Genomic DNA, 20,544 nt, shown 5'->3' on the forward strand with positions numbered 1-20,544 from the left:
GGCCCCGGCAACTTATGCAGCAACCTTGAAATCGTGGGGCCGCTTCGCGGCCCATCGCCGGCAAGCGCGGCTCCCACAAAGGCCATTCCAGGCCATACGGGCCAGTGTCGGTTCAGTGCAACTCGAAGGTATCGGCATCCAGGTTGGCCGGGAACTTGGTGCGGTACGCACCCAGCTCCGCAGCGCTCAACACTGCGGTGAACACCCCGTCCGCCTCCCCTGCACTGAGCAGGCTCTCACCCTGGAAGTCCAGCACCTGGCTGTCACCGGAGTAGGCAAAGCCCTTGCCGTCCGTCCCCACCCGGTTCACCGCCGCCACGTAGCACAGGTTCTCGATGCCCCGCGCCGGCAACAGGCGGTTCCAGTGCTGGCGGCGCGCTGCAGGCCAGTTGGCGGTGTACAGCAGCAGGTCGGTGTCCTGGGCATCACAGCTCCACACCGGGAAGCGCAGGTCGTAGCAGATCAGCGGGCGCACCCGCCAACCCTTGACCTCGAACTGCACCTGGCGCTCGCCCGGGGTGTAGTGCTTGTGCTCGCCCGCCATGCGGAACAGGTGGCGCTTGTCGTAATGCAGGATCTCGCCGTCCGGCCGCGCCCACAGCAAGCGGTTGCGGTGGCTGCCGTCAGCGGCCTGGATGATCACACTGCCAGTAATCACCGCGTCGATGCGCTTGGCCTGGGCCTTGAGCCATTTGTAGGTCGGGCCGTTCTCGGGCTCGCAGAGGGTTTCCGACTGCATGGAAAAACCCGTGGTGAACATCTCTGGCAGAACCACCAGGTCGCTGCCGCGAGCCTGGTCCAGCAGCACTTCGAAATGCGCGTAGTTGGCCTCACGGTCATGCCACGCCAGGGTGGTCTGGACCAGGGCGACTTTCAGGTTGGGCAGTGCACTCAGATCGCGCATAGTTTTTCCGCTGCCTGACGCAGCGTCTCCTCACGTTTGGCAAAGCACAGGCGCACCAGGCGTTGCTCGGGGATGGGTTGCTGGTAGAACACCGACACCGGAATGGTCGCCACGCCATGCTCACGGGTGAGCCACAGGGCCATGTCGACATCGTTCAGGTCCGGGCGGATCTGCGAGTAATCCACCAGTTGGAAATAGGTGCCCGCAGTGCGGGTAAAGCTGAAGCGTGAGCCTTCGAGCAGGTCGCAGAACAGGTCGCGCTTGGCCTGGTAGAAGGCCGGCAGCTCGTCGATGTGCTCCGGGTGCTCGGCCATGAAGTCGGCCAGTGCGCATTGCAGCGGTGTCACGCCGCAGAAGTTGACGTACTGGTGCACCTTGCGCAGTTCGGCGCTCAAGGCCGGCGGTGCGATGACGTAGCCGGTCTTCCAGCCGGTGACGTGGTAGGTCTTGCCAAACGAGCTGATAACGAACGCCCGCGAGTACAGCTGCTCGTGGGCCAGCACGCTGGCATGGCGCACGCCGTCGTAGACCAGGTGTTCGTAGACTTCGTCGCTGATCAGGTAGATATCGCGATCGGCGATCAGCCGGGCCAGCTGGTCGAGGTCCTCACGGCTGATCAGCGCACCACTGGGATTGTGCGGCGAGTTGAGAATGACCATGCGCGTGCGCGGGCTCAGGGCAGCACTGAACTTCTGCCAGTCGATGCGGAAGCCGCCGTCGCTCAGTTGCACATGCACGCAGCGCCCGCCCGCCAGTTCCACGGAGGGCTCGTAGCTGTCGTAGCACGGGTCGAAGACGATCACTTCGTCACCGGCGTGGATCACCGCCTGGATGGCGCAGAAGATCGCCTCGGTGGCGCCCGGGGTGATGGTCACCTCCTGGTCGGCATCCACCTGCGCGCCATACAGCCGCGCGACCTTGGCCGCCACTTGTTGGCGCAGGGCCGGCAAGCCGGTCATCGGCGAGTACTGGTTATGCCCGGCGGCCACGTGCCGGCCGACTGCATCGAGCAGCGCCTGCGGGCCATTGAAGTCGGGAAAACCCTGGGACAGGTTGAGCGCGCCGGTCTGCATGGCGAGCTGGGACATGGTGGTGAAGATGGTCGTGCCGACATTCGGCAGTTTGCTGCGGATCATGGAGCCCTCTTTCCTGGGGTGTATCCGGCACGGGGGTGGAGTCCGAGCATAGCGGATCGAGCGGTCAGGAAAAAGGTTGAAACAATAGGGGGATTGCGCTGGATCAAAGGGCCTCTTCGCGGGCTCGCCCGCTCCCACAGGTACTGCACACCGCTTGAGGTTTGTGCAGTACCTGTGGGAGCGGGCAAGCCCGCGAAGAAGCAGACGCGGAATCAGCGCTTGTCGCGGCGCTTCTTCTCGGCCTTCTTGTGGTGCGACATCAGGCGGCGCTTCTTGTTGACCTGACGATCGGTGAGGGTGTTCTTCTTGCCCTCGTACGGGTTCTCACCGCCCTTGTACTCGATGCGGATCGGCGTACCGACCAGCTTCAGCACACGGCGGTAGGTGTTCTCCAGGTAACGCGAGTAGGACTTCGGAATCTTCTCGGTCTGGTTACCGTGGATCACGATCAGCGGCGGGTTGGCACCACCCAGGTGGGCATAACGCAGCTTGATGCGGCGGCCGTTGACCAGCGGTGGCTGGTGCTCGCTCACGGCATCTTCGAGGATCTGCGTCAGGCGGCTGGTCGGCCAGCGGGTGACCGCCGACTTGAACGCGGCCTGTACTGACTTGTACAGGTGGCCCACGCCAGTGCCGTGCAGGGCGGAGATGAAGTGAATGTCGGCGAAATCGACGAAGAACAGCCGGCGCTCCAGCTCGGTCTTCACGTAGTCGCGCTCGCCCGACTCCATGCCATCCCACTTGTTCAGGGCGATGACGATGGCGCGGCCGGCTTCCAGGGCGAAGCCCAGCAGGTTGAGGTCATGGTCGACCACACCTTCGCGGGCATCCATGACGAAGATCACCACGTTGGCGTCCTTGATCGCCTGCAGCGTCTTCACCACCGAGAACTTTTCGACTTCCTCGTGGATCTTGCCGCGCTTGCGCACACCGGCGGTGTCGATGAAGGTGTACTTCTCGTCATCACGCTCGAACGGGATGTAGATACTGTCGCGGGTAGTGCCCGGCTGGTCGTACACCACCACACGCTCTTCGCCGAGCATGCGGTTGACCAGGGTCGACTTGCCCACGTTCGGGCGGCCGATGATGGCGATCTTGATGCCATCTTTCTCGCTCGGGCCGGGGATGCGAACCGCTTCCTCGCCTTCGGCGACTTCCTGGTCCAGGGCTTCTTCCTCGGCGTCACGAGGAATATGGCCGAGTACGCTTTCCATCAGCGCATTGATGCCACGGCCCTGGGAACCGGCCACCGGAATGGCGTTGCCCATGCCCAGCGGCGAGAACTCGGCGCGGGCGACGTCGGCGTCGATGTTGTCGATCTTGTTGGCCACCAGGATGGCCGACTTGTTGCGCTTGCGCAGGTGCTCGGCAATCATCTGGTCGGCGGCGGTCATGCCGGCGCGGGCGTCGACCAGGAACAGCACGTAGTCGGCTTCTTCGATGGCCATGAGCGACTGCTCGGCCATCTTCTCGTCCATGCCCACTTCGTCACCGGTGATACCGCCGGTGTCGATGAGGATGAAGGAACGACCCTGCCAGGTGGCATCACCGTATTGACGGTCACGGGTCAGGCCCGACAAGTCACCGACGATGGCATCGCGGGTCTTGGTCAGGCGGTTGAACATGGTGGATTTGCCGACGTTCGGGCGGCCCACCAGGGCGATTACGGGAACCATGCGGCTCTCCACTCTTGAATTCTTGAAAATGCAAAGGCCGCTGCAAGGCAGCGGCCGGAGTTCGGGCGGCGTGTCCTACGCCGCGGCCTGAAGCCCGCCAAGGCTTCAAGCATAGCTTCAGCGGATGGTCAGTGCCTCGAGCTTGCCGCTGTTGCCGAAGACGTAAATGGTGTCGCCGACCACAAGTGGGCGGGCGCGCAGGCCATCGCTGTCGATACGCTCACGGCCGACGAAGCGGCCATCGACCTGGCTCAGCAGGTGCAGGTAACCCTCGAAGTCCCCTACAGCCACGTAGCTGGAGAACACTTCTGGCGCGGTCAGCTGACGGCGGGCCATCGAATCGTTGGTCCACAGCGCGCTGGAAGAGCGCTCGTCGACACTTTCAACGGTACCGGTGGCTTCGCTGACATAGACGTTGCCGTAGCCCTGGGCGACACCCACGTAGCTGGAGGCATCGCGCTGCCACAGCACACGGCCGCTTTCCAGGTCCAGGCCCGCTACGCGGCCCTGGTAGGTGCTGACGTACAGGGTACCACCGGACAGCAGCAGGCCGCCGTCGATGTCGACCACGCGGTCCAGCTCGGAACGGCCCTGCGGGATGGCCACGCGGCTCTCCCACACCGGCACGCCATTGTTGATGTCCACCGCCACCACCTTGCCGGTGGACAGGCCGGCAACGGCCAGGCGGTTGGTGGCGATCGGCGCGCCGGTGCCACGCAGGGTCAGCACGGCCGGGGTGTTTTCATAGATCCAGCGGCGGTTGCCGGTGCTGGCGTCGAGGCCGATCAGGCGATCGTCCTGGGTCTGCACCACCACCACGTCACCGTTGTTGGCAGGCGGCGCCAGCACTTCACTGGTCACACGCGAGCGCCAGCGCTCTTCACCAGTGCTGGAGTCCAGGGCGACCACTTCACCCTTGAGGGTGCCGAGCATCACCAGGCCGTAGCCCACGCCGACAGCACCGGACACCGGCAGCTCGAGGTCTTTCTTCCACACCACGTCACCGGTGATGCGGTCGAGGGCAAAGACTTCACCGTTGACGTCGGAGGCGTAGATACGGTCGTTTTCGATGGCCGGAACCAGGGTGTTGTAGGTTTCACCCTGGCCGTCACCGATCGAACGGCTCCACTGCTTCTTCAGCACCACTTCTTCGGTGAACTTGGTCAGCTCGGCCGGAGGCAGTTCCTTCTTGCTGTTGCTGCTGCAACCTGCGGCCAGCACGGCCAGGGTCAGCACTGCTGCTTGTTTCCAACCGATCACTTACGCGTCCCCTTTGGCCAGGTCATCCAGCTTCAGTTGCAGGCCACCGACCGCTGCTTCGTCAGACAGCGCGGCCTTGGCTTTTTCGTAGGCACTGTGGGCATCGTCGCCGCGACCCAGTTGCACCAGCAGGTCACCCTTCAGTTCTTCGCGGCTGGCCAGGAAGGCCTTGTCAGCATCGCCGTCGAGCAGTTTGAGGGCCTCTTCGGCCTTGTTCTGGGCAGCGAGCACGCGTGCCAGGCGCTGGCGCGAGATTTCGCCCAGGGTGACGTCGGCCGGCTTGTCCAGCACGCTCTTCAGCTCGGCAGCGGCGTCGTCGAGCTTGCCGCTCTCGACCGCGACCTTGGCCACGAACAGGCTGCCGTACTGGGCGTACGCCGTACCGCCGAACTCGCTCTTGAGCTTGCCGGCCAGCTCCGCGACCTTGGTCGCGTCTGGCTGGCCATTCGGCGTCAGGCTGGTCTCAAGCAGGGCCTGATACAGCTGCGAGGCACCTTGCGACTGGTTGTTCTGGTACTTGTGCCAGGTATTCCAGCCCAACACCACCACGCCAGCCAGCAGGGCACCGGTCAGCAGCGGCTTGCCGTTGCGGTTCCACCAGTCCTTGACCCCTGCCAGTTCATCATCGGTACTCGACACCCCAATACTCCTTTTCGCCTATTCGCTTGTTGAACCGCGTTACGCCTGAGCGATCGCGGTTTCCAGGTGCTCAGCCAGAGCATCCCAGGCAATGTTCTGTTGTTCGCCCTGACCACGCAGGGGCTTCAAGCCGATTTCTTGCTTGGCCAGTTCGTCGTCGCCGAGGATCAGGGCGAACAGCGCGCCGCTCTTGTCGGCCTTCTTGAACTGGCTCTTGAAGCTGCCCCCCCCGGCGTTGACCGCCAGGCGCAGGCCCGGCAAGCGATCACGCAGGCCTTCGGACAGGCGCAGGCCGGCCAGTTCCGCCTGCTCGCCGAAGGCGCACAGGTAGACGTCGATGGTGCGGTTGATCGACTCGGGGACCTTGCCGAGGGTTTCCAGCAGCAGGATCAGGCGCTCGATGCCCATGGCGAAACCAACGCCAGTGGTCGGCTTGCCGCCCATCTGCTCGACCAGGCCGTCGTAACGGCCACCGGCGCAGACGGTACCCTGGGCGCCGAGCTTGTCGGTGACCCACTCGAACACGGTCTTGCTGTAGTAGTCCAGGCCGCGTACCAGCTTGGTGTTGATCACGAACGGGATGCCAGCGGCATCGAGGCGTGCCTTGAGGCCCTCGAAGTGCACGCGGGAATCTTCGTCCAGGTAGTCTTCCAGCTTCGGCGCGCCGACCAGCACCGCCTGGGTGCCCTGGTCCTTGCTGTCGAGGATGCGCAGCGGGTTGCTCTTGAGGCGGCGCTGGCTGTCTTCGTCAAGCTGCTCCAGGCGCGCCGAGAGGAACTCGACCAGCGCGTCACGGTAGCGGGCACGGGCTTCGCTGGTGCCCAGGCTGTTGAGTTCGAGCTTGACCGCGTCCTGGATGCCCAGCAGGCCCCACAGGCGCCAGGTCAGCATGATCAGCTCGGCGTCGATGTCCGGACCGTCCAGGTTGAACACTTCCACACCGATCTGGTGGAACTGGCGATAGCGGCCTTTCTGCGGGCGCTCGTGGCGGAACATCTGGCCGATGTACCAGAGCTTCTGCACCTGGCCGTTGCCGGTGATGCCGTGCTCCAGCACAGCGCGCACGCACGCGGCAGTGCCTTCGGGGCGCAGGGTGAGCGAATCGCCGTTGCGGTCCTCGAAGGTGTACATCTCTTTTTCGACGATGTCGGTGACTTCACCAATGGAGCGCTTGAACAGCTCGGTGAACTCGACGATCGGCGTGCGGATCTGGCTGTACCCGTAGGTGTCCAGCAGGCCGGCGACGGTGCCTTCGAAGTAGCGCCACAGTGGCGACTGCTCTGGCAGGATGTCGTTCATGCCACGGATGGCTTGCAGCGATTTGCTCACGAAAAGTCCTTACGAATCTGTGTGTCAGCTGCGGGCGATCAGCGCCGCGTCAGCCTCGACCTTTTCGGCCGCTTTCTGGCGGATGAGCTTCTCCAGCTCATCGACCAGGTTGTCATTGGTCAGTTTCTGCGCCGGCTTGCCGTCGATGTAGATCAGGTTCGGCGTGCCACCGGTCAGGCCGACGTGGGCTTCCTTGGCTTCGCCGGGGCCGTTGACCACGCAACCGATCACCGCCACGTCCAGCGGCACCAGCAGGTCTTCCAGGCGGCCTTCCAGCTCGTTCATGGTCTTGACCACATCGAAGTTCTGCCGCGAGCAGCTCGGGCAGGCGATGAAGTTGATGCCACGCGAACGCAGGTGCAGCGACTTGAGGATGTCGTAGCCGACCTTCACTTCTTCGACCGGGTCGGCCGCCAGCGAGATACGGATGGTATCGCCGATGCCTTCGGCCAGCAGCATACCGAGGCCGACGGCGGATTTCACCGTCCCCGAGCGCAGGCCACCGGCTTCGGTGATGCCCAAGTGCAGCGGCTGGATGATCTGCTTGGCCAGCAGGCGGTAGGCTTCGACGGCCATGAACACGTCGGAGGCCTTGACGCTGACCTTGAAGTCCTGGAAATCCAGGCGATCGAGGTGTTCGACGTGACGCAGGGCCGATTCGACCAGCGCGGCCGGGGTCGGCTCGCCGTACTTCTTCTGCAGGTCCTTTTCCAGGGAACCGGCGTTGACGCCGATGCGGATCGGGATACCACGGTCGCGGGCAGCGTCGACCACCGCGCGCACGCGGTCTTCACGGCCGATATTGCCCGGGTTGATGCGCAGGCAGTCGACGCCAAGCTCGGCCACGCGCAGGGCGATCTTGTAGTCGAAATGGATATCGGCAACCAGCGGCACGCTGACCAGCTGCTTGATCTTGCCGAACGCCTCGGCGGCGTCCATGTCCGGTACCGAGACGCGGACGATGTCGACGCCGGCATCGACCAGGCGCTGGATCTGCGCCACGGTGGCCATCACATCGTTGGTGTCGGTGTTGGTCATGCTCTGCACCGCGATGGGGGCATCACCACCCACCGGCACATTGCCGACCCAGATTTTGCGGGATTCGCGACGTTTGATCGGAGATTCGCCGTGCATGACTTACTGTCCCAACTTCAGGCGAGCGGTCTCGCCACTGGTGAACGGGGCAACATCGACGGCCTGGCCGTTGTAGCTGACCTGGGCGCCACGGGCAAAGCCCAGGCGGACCGCGAAGGGCGGCTTGCCGGTCAGCTCGAGGTTGTCCCCCTTGCGCTTGATGGCGCTGAACAGCACCTTGCCGTTGCCATCGGACACTTGGGTCCAGCAATCGGCGGTGAACTGGATTGCAACCTTGGCACTGCCGGCCGGCACGGCCGCAGGGGCGGCAGGCTCGGCGGCGGCGACGGCCGGCACGCTGGCAACTGGCGCGGCTGGCGCTACCGGAGCCGCAGGGGCCGGGGCTGGTGCGACAACATGGGCCGGAGCCTGCTGAACCAGGGCAGGAACAGGCGCTGGGGCCGGTGCAGGCAGAGCTGGGGCGGCTTCGCTGGTAGTTTCGACTGCGGTTTCGGCGGAGGCCTGTTCCAGTGGCAGCGGTGCGCTCTCAGGTTGCTGACCCGCCGTCACGGCCTGGTCTTCAGGCTCGTCCAGCGGGTGGATCTGGGTGGTGCCGTCGGCACTTTCGACTTCCACATGCTCGAGGGCGATCTTGGCCAGGTCCTTGCCTTTCATGCTGCCCTGGTCCTGCCACCAGATGAAGCTGCCGCCAACCACTGCGACCAGCAGCAGCAGGGTGACGCCGCGCATGATGTTGTGCGACAGCCGCACCGGTTCCTCGATACGACCCAGGGAGTGCACTTCACTGCCCTTGGCGTGGGTGCCGGTGTACTGGTCGAAGGCCTCGACCAGCGGAGCCTGGTCCATGTCCATCAATTTGGCGTAGGCGCGGATGTAACCACGGGCAAACGTATGCCCTGGCAGCTTGTCGAAGGCGCCGGTTTCCACGTGGTTCAGCGAACTTACGGTGAGGTTGAGCTTGCGGGCCACCTCGGCTTGCGACCACTCCCGTTTCTCGCGGGCCTGGCGCAACAGCTCACCGGGGTTCTGGCCAGTCGCTGCTGCTACTTCGGGATGCGCGGCTTTCATCGTTGCTCCGACAGGTATTGCTGATATTCCGGCGTACCGGGATAAAGTCGTTGTAATTGCTGGCCCAGATCGGCCAGGGTGCCCTGCTCGTCGAATACCCGGGCAAGGCGGCTGCCCAACAGAAGGCTACGGGCGCTGTGATCGCTCAACTGGCTGAAACGATCGTAGTACTCCCGGGCCGGCACATAATGCCTGTTTTCGTAGGACAACTCAGCCATTTCCAGCAACGCTCTGGGCTGGCGTCGGTTGAGTTGCAGGGCCTTGGTCAGATACGCATGTGCCTGGTCGCGATCATCGAGCTCCAGGGCCGTCAGGCCAAGGTTCTCGTACACCCGCGAGCGTTCAGGATACAGGGTATCGGCACTGGCCAGGCGAAACATCTGCTCGGCTTCGGCAAAACGTTGCTGAGCATATAGGAAACTGCCGTAGTTGTTGCGAATTCGCGTGTCGCCCGGCCGGGCGGCCAGCGCCTTTTTGAAGTGTGCCTCGGCAAGGGCTGGCTCGCCTTCGGCCTGGAACACCAGGGCCAGGGCCGCGTGAGCGTCGGCATCCGCGGCATCCAGCGCGAGGGCCTTGCCCAGGGGGGCCTTGGCCTGCTGGGTCAAACCTTGTTGCAAATAACCCAGGCCAAGCTGCGTGTAGGCCCGCCCTGCCTCCGCCCGCCCCTGGCGGTTGGCCAGGGGATCGCCCGCGCCGCCCGACACGCAGCCGGCCAGCAGCGAAAGCGCAAGGATCGACAGCGCGGCGCGCAGGCTCATGGCAAGGCCGGACTCAGTGACGCACGGCGCTGTCTTGCAGCTCGGCGTCAGCGGACAGCTGGCGGACCGCGATGTAGCGCTCGCTGCGGCGGGTACGGTCATTGACCTGGCCGACCAGTTGACCACAGGCAGCGTCGATGTCGTCGCCACGGGTGGTACGCGTGGTGACGTTGAAACCACCGTGGTGCAGCAGGTCCTGGAAGCGGCGGATCGCGTTGTTGCTCGGCCGCTCGTAACCCGAATGCGGGAACGGGTTGAACGGGATCAGGTTGATCTTGCACGGTACGTCGCGCAGCAGCTCGATCATCTGTGCCGCATGCTCAGGCTGGTCGTTGACGTCCTTGAGCAGGGTGTATTCGATGGTCAGCACGCGCTTGCCGCCCAGGGTCGACATGTAGCCCATGCACGATTCCAGCAGCATCTTCAGCGGGTATTTCTTGTTGATCGGCACCAGCTGGTTGCGCAGTTCGTCGTTCGGCGCGTGCAGCGACAGCGCCAGGGACACGTCGATGTGCTTGGCCAGTTCGTCGATCATCGGCACCACGCCCGAGGTGGACAGGGTGACGCGACGCTTGGAAATGCCATAGCCCAGGTCATCCATCATGATGTGCATGGCGGCGATGACGTTGTCGAAGTTCAGCAAGGGCTCGCCCATGCCCATCATGACCACGTTGGTAATCGCGCGGTCGATCTTGGCCGGGACGGTCCCGAAGGATTTGTTCGCAAGCCACACCTGGCCGATCACTTCGGCGGCGGTGAGGTTGCTGTTGAAGCCTTGCTTGCCGGTGGAGCAGAAACTGCAGTCCAGGGCGCAGCCGGCTTGCGACGAAACGCAGAGGGTACCGCGGTCGTCGGTAGGGATGTAGACGGTTTCGACGCAGCTGCCGGAGGCAACGCGGATCACCCACTTGCGGGTGCCGTCGGCGGAAATGTCTTCACTGACCACTTCCGGGGGGCGAATCTCGGCAACGGCCTCGAGCTTTTCGCGCAAGACCTTGCCTACGTTGGTCATGGCCGCAAAGTCGGACACGCCAAAATGGTGAATCCATTTCATCACCTGACCGGCACGGAAGCGCTTCTCCCCTATCGAGTCGAAGAACTTTTCCATTTCCGGCTGGGTCAGCCCCAACAGGTTGATTTTGCCAGTAGATGTCGTCATGGATTCACCCTCACCCGTAAGCTTTCGCTTAGCGAGTGGTTACCTCGGTAGCAGCGAAGAAGTAAGCGATTTCGCGAGCAGCGGCAGCTTCGGAGTCCGAACCGTGAACGGCGTTGGCGTCGATCGACTCGGCGAAGTCAGCACGGATGGTGCCTGGAGCAGCTTCTTTAGGGTTGGTAGCGCCCATCAGCTCACGGTTCAGAGCGATGGCGTTTTCGCCTTCCAGAACCTGAACAACAACCGGGCCGGAAGTCATGAAGGCAACCAGGTCACCGAAGAAGCCACGAGCGCTGTGCTCGGCGTAGAAGCCTTCGGCTTCGGCTTTGGACAGTTGCTTGATTTTCGAGGCAACGATTTTCAGACCAGCTTCTTCGAAGCGGGTGGTGATCTTGCCGATTACGTTCTTGGCAACGGCGTCAGGCTTGATGATCGAGAAAGTACGTTGAACAGCCATGGAAAACTCCAGAATATTGAGTGTTACGAAAAATTAAACCCGCGAATTATACGCGGGTTCCAGGGGATTGCCTAACCTGCAGCGTCACGCTTAGTCGGCTTCTTCGATCCAGGCCGCCTGGATGGCCTCGAGCACTTTCTCACCGCCACGTGACGGATCGTCGCTGAACTCTGGCAAGGCCAGCACCCAACGGTGCAGATCGACGAAATTCACATATTTAGGATCGACTTCCGGCTTGCTTTCCGCAAGCTGGATGGCGATCTCAAGTACATCAATCCATTTCAGGCTCATGGGGGCAAACCTCAGTGCGGCGCTTCGGCAGCGTGGTTGAGCGAATACTTGGGAATCTCGATGGTGAGGTCATCCTCACCAACGATCACCTGGCAGGCCAGGCGCGATTGCGCCTCCAGGCCCCAGGCCTTGTCCAGCATATCCTCTTCCAGCTCGTCGGCTTCCTCGAGCGAGTCGAAGCCTTCGCGCACGATGCAGTGGCAGGTGGTGCAGGCGCACACACCGCCGCACGCGCTTTCCATCTCGATGTGGTGCTCGTGGGCCAGCTCCAGGATATTGGTCCCTGGCTCCACCTCAACCACCAGCCCGTCCGGGCAGAACTTCTCGTGCGGCAGGAAAATCACCTGGGGCATCGGTTACTCCTCGATCTCATTCAGGTTGCGCCCGGCCAGTGCGGCTTTGACCGTCGAATCAAGGCGACGGGCGGCAAAGGCATCGGTCACCTGCGACAGACGCTTGGTCTGCTGCTCGATGGCCGCGCCATCGGTGCCGCTGAGCAAATCACGCAATTCTTGCATCTGGTACTCGATGGCGACCCGCTCGTCTTCGCTGAGCAGGCGCTCACCGTCGGCGTCCAGGGCGCCCTGCACCGCTTCGAGCAGGCGTTCGCCGTCGACCTGGTGCTCGCGCAGCTGGCGCGCCTGCTTGTCTACGCCTGCGTGCTCGAAGGAGTCCTTGAGCATGCGGGCGATCTCGCCGTCGGTCAGGCCGTAGGACGGCTTGACCTGGATGCTGGCTTCCACGCCCGAGCCCAGTTCACGGGCGGCAACGCTGAGCAGGCCGTCGGCGTCGACCTGGAAGGTCACGCGAATCTTGGCGGCGCCGGCAACCATGGCCGGAATGCCGCGCAGCTCGAAGCGCGCCAGGGAGCGGCAGTCGCTGATCAGCTCGCGCTCACCCTGCAGGACGTGGATCATCATGGCCGACTGGCCATCTTTATAGGTGGTGAACTCCTGAGCGCGGGCCACCGGAATGGTGGTATTGCGCGGGATCACCTTCTCCATCAGACCGCCCATGGTCTCAAGACCCAGGGACAACGGGATGACATCGAGCAGCAGCAGTTCGCCACCTTCGCGGCGGTTGCCGGCCAAGGTGTCGGCCTGGATGGCAGCGCCAATGGCCACGACCTGGTCCGGGTCGATCGAGGTCAGCGGGGTGCGACCAAACAGCGCGCCCACGGCTTCACGCACGCGAGGCACGCGGGTCGAACCACCGACCATCACCACTGCGCCCACTTCTTCCAGCTCGACACCGCTGTCGCGTACGGCGCGGCGGCAGGCTTTCAGGCTGCGGGCAACCAGGGGCTCGATCATCGCTTCGAAGGCGGCACGGCTCAGCTCGCCCGTCCAGGCGCCATGGCTGACGCTGACAGTGTCGGCATCGGTCAGGGCTTCCTTGGCGGCGCAGGCGGCCTGCAGCAGCTGGCGCTGGGTAGCCGGGTCGAGATCGGCGGAGAGGCCGGCCTGCTCGATGATCCAGCCAGCGATGGCGTGGTCGAAATCGTCACCGCCCAGGGCAGTATCGCCACCGGTAGCCAGCACTTCGAACACACCGGCGGTCAGGCGCAGGATGGAAATATCAAAGGTACCGCCACCCAGGTCATAGATGGCCACCAGGCCTTCGGCATTCTGGTCCAGGCCATAGGCCACGGCAGCGGCGGTCGGCTCGTTGAGCAGGCGCAGCACGCTCAGGCCGGCCAGGCGTGCAGCGTCCTTGGTGGCCTGGCGCTGGGCGTCGTCGAAATAGGCCGGCACGGTAATCACCGCACCCACCAGCTCACCACCCAGGGTGGCTTCGGCACGTTCGCGCAGCACCTTGAGGATGTCGGCGGACACTTCCACCGGGCTTTTCGGCCCCTGCACGGTGTCGATGAATGGCATGTGCGACTCACCGCCGATAAAGCGGTACGGCAGCTGCTCGCCGAGCTGCTTGACGTCCGCCAGGCCACGGCCCATCAGGCGCTTGACCGACAGCACGGTGTTCAGCGGGTCGCTGGAAGCCGCTTCGCGCGCGGCAAGGCCGACTTCGCTGTGGCCAGCCAGGTAACGCACCGCCGACGGCAGAATGACGTTGCCCTGCGCATCGGGCAGGGGCTCGCTGCGACCGCTGCGCACGGCAGCGACCAGAGAATTGGTGGTACCCAGGTCGATCCCCACCGCCAGGCGACGCTGGTGCGGCTGAGGGCTTTGACCGGGTTCGGCGATCTGCAGTAGGGCCATGCTTATCTGAATACCTTAGGCGTCATCACGGGCGACACCGGGTTAATCGTCGAGGCGCTCTTCCAGTTGGCGCACTTCTTGGGCGAGCTTGTCGAGGAACTGCATGCGGCGCATCAGGCGCTCGGCCTTGTCGCGCTCGGCAGGCACATCCCAGCAGGCGGCGAAATCCTCGTTGAGGGTGTCCTGGGCAGCCTTCAGGCGCTTCTTGAACACGGCCACGCCATCGAGGTCGGCTTCGTCCTGCAGCTCTTCGAGCTCTTCGCGCCACTGCATCTGCTGCAACAGGAAATCAGGGTCATGGACCGTGACTTCCTGGGGCACTTCGTGGCCACCGATAGCCAGCAAGTAGCGGGCACGGCGCGGCGCACTGCGCAGGGTCTGGTAGGCGTCGTTGAGGGCCGCGGACTTCTCCAGCGCTACCCGCTGCTCGCGCTCGGAGGCATCGGCGAAGCGGTCCGGATGGACCTCGCGGGCCAGCTCGCGATAGCGAGTGGCCAGTTTGTCGAGGTCCAGGCGGAATGAAGGCTGGAGGTCAAACAGAGCGTAATGACAAGGAGTACCCACGGCCAGCCTCAGACGTTGAAGCTTTCGCCGCAGCCACACTCACCGCGCACGTTGGGGTTGTTGAACTTGAAGCCTTCGTTCAACCCTTCCTTGACGAAGTCCAGCTCGGTGCCATCGAGGTACACCAGGCTCTTGGGATCGATGATCACCTTGACGCCATGGTTCTCGAACACCTGGTCCTCTGCGGCCAGCTCGTCGACGAACTCCAGCACGTAGGCCAGGCCCGAGCAGCCGGTGGTGCGCACGCCCAGGCGAATGCCTTCACCCTTGCCGCGCCCGTCGAGGGAGCGGCGAATGTGGTTGGCGGCGGCTTCTGTCATGCTGATAGCCATCGGAACTCCTTGAGTCTTACCTTGCAACGGGCGGCTTAGATCAAGCCTTTCTTCTGCTTGTAGTCGCGAACAGCTGCCTTGATGGCATCTTCGGCGAGTACCGAGCAGTGGATCTTCACTGGCGGCAACGCCAGTTCTTCCGCCAGCTGGGTGTTCTTGATGGTTTCGGCTTCGTCCAGGGTCTTGCCCTTCATCCACTCGGTGGCGAGGGAGCTGGAAGCGATGGCCGAACCGCAGCCGTAGGTCTTGAACTTGGCGTCTTCGATGATGCCTTGCTCGTTGACCTTGATCTGCAGACGCATCACGTCACCGCACGCTGGAGCGCCGACCATGCCGGTACCGACATCCGGGTCCTCGGCGTTCATCTTGCCGACGTTGCGTGGGTTTTCGTAGTGGTCGATGACCTTTTCACTGTATGCCATGGTGCAATTCCTTCCTCATCAGGGAGCCGCTCTTGCCGGCGACTGCTTAGTGGGCGGCCCACTCGATCTTGGAGATGTCAACGCCGTCTTTGTACATATCCCACAGCGGCGACAGCTCACGCAGTTTGTTGACGGCCATGCAGACTTGCTGCGCGGCGTAGTCGACTTCTTCTTCGGTGGTGAAGCGGCCGAAGGAGAAGCGGATCGAGCTGTGCGCCAGCTCGTCGTTGCGACCCAGAGCGCGCAGTACATACGACGGCTCGAGCGAAGCGGAGGTGCAGGCCGAACCGGACGATACGGCGATGTCCTTCAGGGACATCAGCAGCGACTCGCCTTCGACGTAGTTGAAGCTCAGGTTCAGGTTGTGCGGTACGCGGGCAGTCTTGCTGCCGTTGACGTACAGCTCTTCGAGGTCCGAGACCTGCTTGAAGAAGCGGTCGCTCAGGGCCTTGATGCGCACGTTCTCGGCGGCCATTTCCTGCTTGGCGATGGCGAAGGCTTCGCCCATGCCGACGATCTGGTGGGTCGGCAGGGTGCCCGAACGCATGCCGCGCTCATGGCCACCACCGTGAATGATGGCTTCCAGGCGCACGCGCGGCTTGCGGCTGACGTACAGCGCGCCGATACCTTTAGGGCCGTAGACCTTGTGCGCCGAGAACGACATCAGGTCGACCTTCAGCTTCTGCAGGTCGATTTCAACCTTGCCAGCCGACTGGGCGGCATCGACGTGGAACAGCACGCCACGCGAACGGGTCAGTTCACCGATGGCGGCGATGTCGTTGATCGAGCCGACTTCGTTGTTCACGTGCATCAGCGAGACCAGGATGGTGTCGTCGCGCAGGGCGGCCTCGACCATGGCCGGGGTGACGATGCCGTCTTCGCCCGGTTCCAGGTAGGTGACTTCGAAACCTTCACGCTCGAGCTGGCGAGCGGTATCCAGGACCGCCTTGTGCTCGATCTTGGAGGTAATGATGTGCTTGCCCTTGGTCTGATAGAAGTGCGCCACGCCTTTCAGGGCGAGGTTGTCGGACTCGGTGGCACCGCTGGTCCAGACGATTTCGCGCGGGTCGGCGTTGATCAGCTCGGCAACCTGGCGGCGACCGTTCTCGACCGCTTCTTCGGCCTTCCAGCCAAACACGTGGGAGCGCGAGGCCGGGTTACCGAAGTTGCCGTCGACCAGCAGGCAGTCGGCCATCTTCTGGGCGACACGTGGGTCGACCGGCGTGGTAGCGGAGTAATCGAGGTAGATCGGCAACTTCATGGGTATCTCCTATCAGGCGGTGGCGTCGCTCGTCACTGTTAAAAGGTCAGTCGACGGCGGACGTCTCAATCTTGTCCAGCTGGGCGGTACGGCCTGCGACACGCCGCAGGTCCTGGCGCTGGGCGACCTCTTGCACCTCACGGCGCATGACGAGGTCGGCCAGGCTGATGCCACTGAGGAATTCGTGGATCTGCTGGCTGAGGTCGCACCACAGGTGGTGGGTCAGGCAGGTGTCACCGGCATGGCAATCCCCGAGGCCCTGGCAACGGGTGGCATCGACCGACTCGTTGACCGCGTCGATGACCTGGGCCACCTGGATGGTTTCCATGCCGCGCGACAGCTGGTAGCCACCGCCCGGACCGCGCACGCTGGAGACCAGGCTGCTGCGGCGCAGCTTGGCGAACAGCTGTTCCAGATAAGAGAGGGAAATGCCCTGGCGCTCGGAAATGTCGGCCAAAGACACCGGCCCATGCTGCGCGTGCAGTGCCAGGTCGAGCATGGCAGTGACGGCGTATCGGCCTTTGGTAGTCAGTCGCATGGCTAATGGGTACCACGGGAGTTACGGGATGTGTGCGAGTATGCGATTCCCGAGCATTTAAGTCAACTATTAGACCTACTGCTTTAGTCGGATTTGCATCTGGGAGGCGGGCGCGAGTGTAACAGCAATGGGGCGTGAGCACACGCCCCATATGTCAGGGTGACGTCACTGCGGCGTAATCAATGCGACTGAGTGTCGCGCTGGGCCGCCTGGGTTTCGACCGCAAAGTCATCTTCCGGCAGCTTCGGCAGCTCCTTGGCACAGTAGTCACTGCCCATCTTGGTCAGCGCGCCACACATACCCTCCAGGCGCTCGTCGACGGCCTGCAGGTGATCAAGCATCTGACCGATGGCACGGGCTACCGGGTCCGGCATGTCGCCGCTGACACCATAGGCATCGAAACCGATCTTCTCGGCCATGGCCTTGCGCTTGACCTCAAGCTCGGTGTCCTCGCTGTTCTTGACGATGATCCGCCCCGGGATGCCGACTGCAGTGGCACCGGCCGGCACCGCCTTGGTCACCACCGCATTGGAGCCGATCTTGGCCCCGGCACCGACGGTGAACGGGCCCAGCACCTTGGCGCCCGCCCCTACCACCACACCGTTCTCCAGGGTCGGGTGGCGCTTGCCCTTGTTCCAGCTGGTGCCGCCCAGGGTCACGCCCTGGTAAAGGGTGACATCGTCGCCGATCTCGGCAGTTTCGCCGATGACGATGCCCATGCCGTGGTCGATGAAGAAGCGCCGACCGATGGTCGCACCGGGATGGATCTCGATACCGGTCAGCCAGCGACCGAAGTTCGACACCAGGCGGGCCAGCCACTTGAAATCGCGCTTCCACAGGGCGTTGCCCAGGCGATGCAGCCAGATGGCGTGCATGCCGGGGTAGCAGGTCAGCACCTCGAAGGCATTGCGCGCCGCCGGGTCACGATGGAATACGCTCTGGATATCTTCACGCAGACGCTCGAACATCTGTCAGTCCTTCCGTTTATGCGGCTCGCCCCGGGCGACCTTCTGGGTCTCGGTGAGGATGCCGCGCAAAATGCTCATTTCCGAACGATTGACCGAGCTGCGCCCATACAGCCGACGCAGGCGCGGCATCAGGTGCTTGGGCTTCTCGGGGTCGAGGAAGCCGATGTCCACCAGGGTCTTCTCCAGGTGTTCATAGAACAGCTCCATTTCGTCCATGGTCGCCAGCTCGTTGCTGCGCAGCGAGTTGGCGTCGAACTTCTCGACTTTCGAGGGCGCGCCCTCGGCTGCCAGCCAGGCCATGCGCACCTCATAGGAGAGCACCTGGACCGCGGCGGCGAGGTTCAGCGAGCTGAAGTCGGGGTTCGAGGGAATGTGCACGTGGAAGTGACATCGCTGCAGTTCTTCGTTGGTCAGGCCGGCGTGTTCGCGCCCGAACACCAGGGCGATCTCTTCACCGCCGTTGGCGTGTTCCACGGCCTTGGCCCCGCATTCGCGCGGGTCGATCAACGGCCAGGGGATGCTGCGCTCACGGGCACTGGTGCCCATGACCAGACTGCAGCCGACCAGCGCGTCTTCAAGGCTGTCGACCACCTGGGCATTGGCCAGGATGTCGTCGGCGCCCGAGGCACGCGCAGTGGCGTCGCCGGACGGGAACTCTTTTGGCTGCACCAGCACCAGACGCGACAAGCCCATGTTTTTCATGGCACGCGCAGCGCCGCCGATGTTGCCGGGGTGGCTGGTATTGACCAGAACAACACGAATATTTTGCAGCAAGGTGTTGTGCTCACAGATGCAGGTTTGGGGGAAATCGATCTTACAGAACCGACCAGCGTAACGCCATGAAAGCAAATGTGACACTTCTGCCGCCAAACTTTTCTGCTAGAATGTTCGGCTTTCTTCTTTAACATCTCCAGGTGACCCGCCCATGCAGCCTATGCTGAATATCGCCCTGCGCGCCGCTCGCAGCGCCAGTGAACTGATTTTCCGCTCCATCGAACGCCTGGATAGCATCAAGGTCGACGAGAAAGAGGCCAAGGACTACGTCTCCGAAGTGGATCGCGCCGCCGAGCAGAGCATCGTCAACGCCCTGCGCAAGGCCTACCCGAACCACTCCATTCAAGGTGAAGAAACCGGCCTGCACGCCGGCACCGGCGAAGAAGGCAAGGACTACCTGTGGATCATCGATCCGCTGGACGGCACCACCAACTTCCTGCGTGGCATCCCGCACTTCGCTGTCAGCATCGCCTGCAAATACCGTGGCCGCCTCGAGCACGCCGTGATTGTCGACCCGGTTCGCCAGGAAGAATTCACCGCCAGCCGCGGCCGTGGCGCCCAGCTCAATGGCCGTCGCCTGCGCGTCAGCTCGCGTACCAGCCTGGAAGGCGCCCTGCTGGGCACCGGCTTCCCGTTCCGTGACAACCAGATGGCTGACATGGACAACTACCTGGGCATGTTCCGCGCCCTGACTGGCCAGACCGCCGGCATCCGCCGCGCCGGCTCCGCCAGCCTGGACCTGGCCTACGTGGCTGCCGGCCGTTTCGACGCCTTCTGGGAGTCGGGCCTGTCCGAGTGGGACATGGCAGCGGGTGTGCTGCTGATCCAGGAAGCCGGTGGCCTGGTGAGCGACTTCAACGGTGGCCACGACTTCCTCGACAAGGGCCACATCGTTGCAGGCAACATCAAGTGCTTCAAAGCCGTACTGACCGCTATCCAGCCACACCTGCCAGAAAGCATGAAGCGCTAAGCGCGGATTGCAGGCAAAAAAAAGCACCCCTCGGGGTGCTTTTTTTATACCTGGATGTTTTGCACTAGCTGTACCGCCCTCTTCGCGGGTAAACCCGCTCCCACAGGGACCGAATTACCACTGCGGGAGCGGGTTTACCCGCGAAGAGGGCGGCGCAGGCAACACAAATTACTGACCGGCCTCGCTAAGGATCAGCTTGCCGTTCTTGTCCAGCGGAATGGTCGAGCCCGGCTCGCGGTCCATCTTCACCTGGCCAGCCTGGTTGCCAATGGTGTACTTGACGTTGTAGCCCACCACCTTCTCGCTGATGTCGTTGACCGTGTTGCAGCGGGTTTGCGTGGTGGTGTAGGTGTCACGCTCCTGCATGCCTTCCTGCACCTTGTTACCGGCATAACCACCACCGACCGCACCGGCCACGGTGGCGATCTTCTTGCCAGTGCCGCCGCCAATCTGGTTACCCAGCAGGCCGCCAGCAATGGCACCGACCACGGTACCGGCGATCTGGTGCTGGTCCTTGACCGGCGCCTGACGCGTGACGGCGACGTCCTTGCAGACCTCGCGCGGGGTCTTGACCTGTTGCTTGATCGGTTGCACGTCGGTGACCTGAGCGTACTCAGGCCCTTTGTTCACCAAGCTGTAGGTCGCCACAGCACCTCCGGCAGTTACACCGACAGCACCCAGTACCGCACCCACCAGCATTGATTTGTTCACATGAACCTCCTGATCA

At 63.3% G+C, this 20,544-nt stretch carries 23 protein-coding genes; 1 reads left to right on the forward strand and 22 read right to left on the reverse strand.

Going from position 1 to position 20,544, the window contains the following annotated elements; all coding sequences use genetic code 11:
* Window positions 1-112: 112 nt before the first annotated feature.
* From J7573_RS06120 to trmJ, 21 genes are all read right to left on the reverse strand, one after another.
* The gene (locus J7573_RS06120) at window positions 113-904 is read right to left on the reverse strand and encodes an amidohydrolase (RefSeq protein ID WP_294330355.1); all 792 of its coding nucleotides are present in this window, start codon (window positions 902-904) and stop codon (window positions 113-115) included.
* Window positions 892-2,040 (reverse strand): pyridoxal phosphate-dependent aminotransferase, encoded by a 1,149-nt coding sequence (locus J7573_RS06125; RefSeq protein WP_294330356.1) that lies wholly within the window; start codon window positions 2,038-2,040, stop codon window positions 892-894. The genes J7573_RS06120 and J7573_RS06125 overlap by 13 nt, the downstream gene beginning before the upstream one ends.
* A 212-nt stretch (window positions 2,041-2,252) precedes the next feature.
* Window positions 2,253-3,716, reverse strand: a complete 1,464-nt coding sequence (gene der, locus J7573_RS06130; protein WP_110637516.1) for a ribosome biogenesis GTPase Der — start codon at window positions 3,714-3,716, stop codon at window positions 2,253-2,255.
* Between the two features lie 117 nt (window positions 3,717-3,833).
* Window positions 3,834-4,976 (reverse strand): outer membrane protein assembly factor BamB, encoded by a 1,143-nt coding sequence (gene bamB / locus J7573_RS06135; protein WP_103445618.1) that lies wholly within the window; start codon window positions 4,974-4,976, stop codon window positions 3,834-3,836.
* Window positions 4,977-5,615, reverse strand: coding sequence for a tetratricopeptide repeat protein (locus J7573_RS06140; protein WP_085673696.1), 639 nt, complete (start codon window positions 5,613-5,615; stop codon window positions 4,977-4,979).
* A 39-nt stretch (window positions 5,616-5,654) separates the two neighbouring features.
* The gene (hisS, locus tag J7573_RS06145) at window positions 5,655-6,944 is read right to left on the reverse strand and encodes a histidine--tRNA ligase (RefSeq protein ID WP_085673698.1); all 1,290 of its coding nucleotides are present in this window, start codon (window positions 6,942-6,944) and stop codon (window positions 5,655-5,657) included.
* Between the two features lie 24 nt (window positions 6,945-6,968).
* Window positions 6,969-8,078 carry a flavodoxin-dependent (E)-4-hydroxy-3-methylbut-2-enyl-diphosphate synthase gene (ispG, locus tag J7573_RS06150; protein ID WP_110637517.1) on the reverse strand — a complete coding sequence of 370 codons (1,110 nt, stop codon included), beginning with the start codon at window positions 8,076-8,078 and terminating at the stop codon, window positions 6,969-6,971.
* 3 nt (window positions 8,079-8,081) lie between these two features.
* Window positions 8,082-9,107 (reverse strand): RodZ family helix-turn-helix domain-containing protein, encoded by a 1,026-nt coding sequence (locus tag J7573_RS06155; RefSeq protein WP_294330375.1) that lies wholly within the window; start codon window positions 9,105-9,107, stop codon window positions 8,082-8,084.
* On the reverse strand, window positions 9,104-9,865 hold the full coding sequence (gene pilW / locus J7573_RS06160; protein WP_294331279.1) for a type IV pilus biogenesis/stability protein PilW: 762 nt from the start codon (window positions 9,863-9,865) through the stop codon (window positions 9,104-9,106). Before pilW ends, J7573_RS06155 begins: the two co-directional genes overlap by 4 nt.
* A gap of 13 nt (window positions 9,866-9,878) precedes the next feature.
* The gene (gene rlmN, locus J7573_RS06165) at window positions 9,879-11,024 is read right to left on the reverse strand and encodes a 23S rRNA (adenine(2503)-C(2))-methyltransferase RlmN (protein WP_054887568.1); all 1,146 of its coding nucleotides are present in this window, start codon (window positions 11,022-11,024) and stop codon (window positions 9,879-9,881) included.
* 28 nt (window positions 11,025-11,052) lie between these two features.
* A complete protein-coding gene (gene ndk / locus J7573_RS06170; protein ID WP_011532343.1) occupies window positions 11,053-11,478 on the reverse strand; it encodes a nucleoside-diphosphate kinase in 426 nt (141 codons plus the stop codon).
* 90 nt (window positions 11,479-11,568) lie between these two features.
* Entirely contained in the window at window positions 11,569-11,769 is a 201-nt protein-coding gene (gene iscX / locus J7573_RS06175) for a Fe-S cluster assembly protein IscX (protein ID WP_016393987.1), read from the reverse strand.
* 11 nt (window positions 11,770-11,780) lie between these two features.
* Window positions 11,781-12,122, reverse strand: coding sequence for an ISC system 2Fe-2S type ferredoxin (gene fdx / locus J7573_RS06180; RefSeq protein ID WP_054887566.1), 342 nt, complete (start codon window positions 12,120-12,122; stop codon window positions 11,781-11,783).
* A gap of 3 nt (window positions 12,123-12,125) precedes the next feature.
* On the reverse strand, window positions 12,126-13,988 hold the full coding sequence (gene hscA / locus J7573_RS06185; RefSeq protein WP_294330417.1) for a Fe-S protein assembly chaperone HscA: 1,863 nt from the start codon (window positions 13,986-13,988) through the stop codon (window positions 12,126-12,128).
* Between the two features lie 42 nt (window positions 13,989-14,030).
* Window positions 14,031-14,552 carry a co-chaperone HscB gene (hscB, locus tag J7573_RS06190; RefSeq protein WP_110637521.1) on the reverse strand — a complete coding sequence of 174 codons (522 nt, stop codon included), beginning with the start codon at window positions 14,550-14,552 and terminating at the stop codon, window positions 14,031-14,033.
* Between the two features lie 8 nt (window positions 14,553-14,560).
* On the reverse strand, window positions 14,561-14,884 hold the full coding sequence (iscA, locus tag J7573_RS06195) for an iron-sulfur cluster assembly protein IscA (protein WP_023630636.1): 324 nt from the start codon (window positions 14,882-14,884) through the stop codon (window positions 14,561-14,563).
* Window positions 14,885-14,919: 35 nt separating this feature from the next.
* Window positions 14,920-15,306 carry a Fe-S cluster assembly scaffold IscU gene (gene iscU, locus J7573_RS06200; RefSeq protein WP_007929523.1) on the reverse strand — a complete coding sequence of 129 codons (387 nt, stop codon included), beginning with the start codon at window positions 15,304-15,306 and terminating at the stop codon, window positions 14,920-14,922.
* A gap of 46 nt (window positions 15,307-15,352) precedes the next feature.
* Entirely contained in the window at window positions 15,353-16,567 is a 1,215-nt protein-coding gene (locus J7573_RS06205) for an IscS subfamily cysteine desulfurase (RefSeq protein WP_027920282.1), read from the reverse strand.
* 46 nt (window positions 16,568-16,613) lie between these two features.
* Window positions 16,614-17,105 carry a Fe-S cluster assembly transcriptional regulator IscR gene (gene iscR, locus J7573_RS06210; protein WP_008092572.1) on the reverse strand — a complete coding sequence of 164 codons (492 nt, stop codon included), beginning with the start codon at window positions 17,103-17,105 and terminating at the stop codon, window positions 16,614-16,616.
* Window positions 17,106-17,284: 179 nt separating this feature from the next.
* Window positions 17,285-18,073, reverse strand: a complete 789-nt coding sequence (cysE, locus tag J7573_RS06215; protein ID WP_294330789.1) for a serine O-acetyltransferase — start codon at window positions 18,071-18,073, stop codon at window positions 17,285-17,287.
* Window positions 18,074-18,076: 3 nt separating this feature from the next.
* A complete protein-coding gene (trmJ, locus tag J7573_RS06220; RefSeq protein ID WP_294330791.1) occupies window positions 18,077-18,847 on the reverse strand; it encodes a tRNA (cytosine(32)/uridine(32)-2'-O)-methyltransferase TrmJ in 771 nt (256 codons plus the stop codon).
* A gap of 151 nt (window positions 18,848-18,998) precedes the next feature.
* Between trmJ and suhB the strand changes: the two genes are divergently transcribed.
* Complete coding sequence (suhB, locus tag J7573_RS06225; RefSeq protein WP_294330793.1) at window positions 18,999-19,817, forward strand: inositol-phosphate phosphatase; 819 nt, start codon at window positions 18,999-19,001, stop codon at window positions 19,815-19,817.
* 168 nt (window positions 19,818-19,985) lie between these two features.
* Here suhB and J7573_RS06230 read toward each other — a convergent pair whose 3' ends face one another.
* Window positions 19,986-20,528, reverse strand: a complete 543-nt coding sequence (locus J7573_RS06230; protein WP_294330796.1) for a glycine zipper 2TM domain-containing protein — start codon at window positions 20,526-20,528, stop codon at window positions 19,986-19,988.
* Between the last annotated feature and the right edge of the window lie 16 nt (window positions 20,529-20,544).

It is taken from the genome of Pseudomonas sp. (assembly GCF_017744435.1).
Classification (GTDB): domain Bacteria; phylum Pseudomonadota; class Gammaproteobacteria; order Pseudomonadales; family Pseudomonadaceae; genus Aquipseudomonas.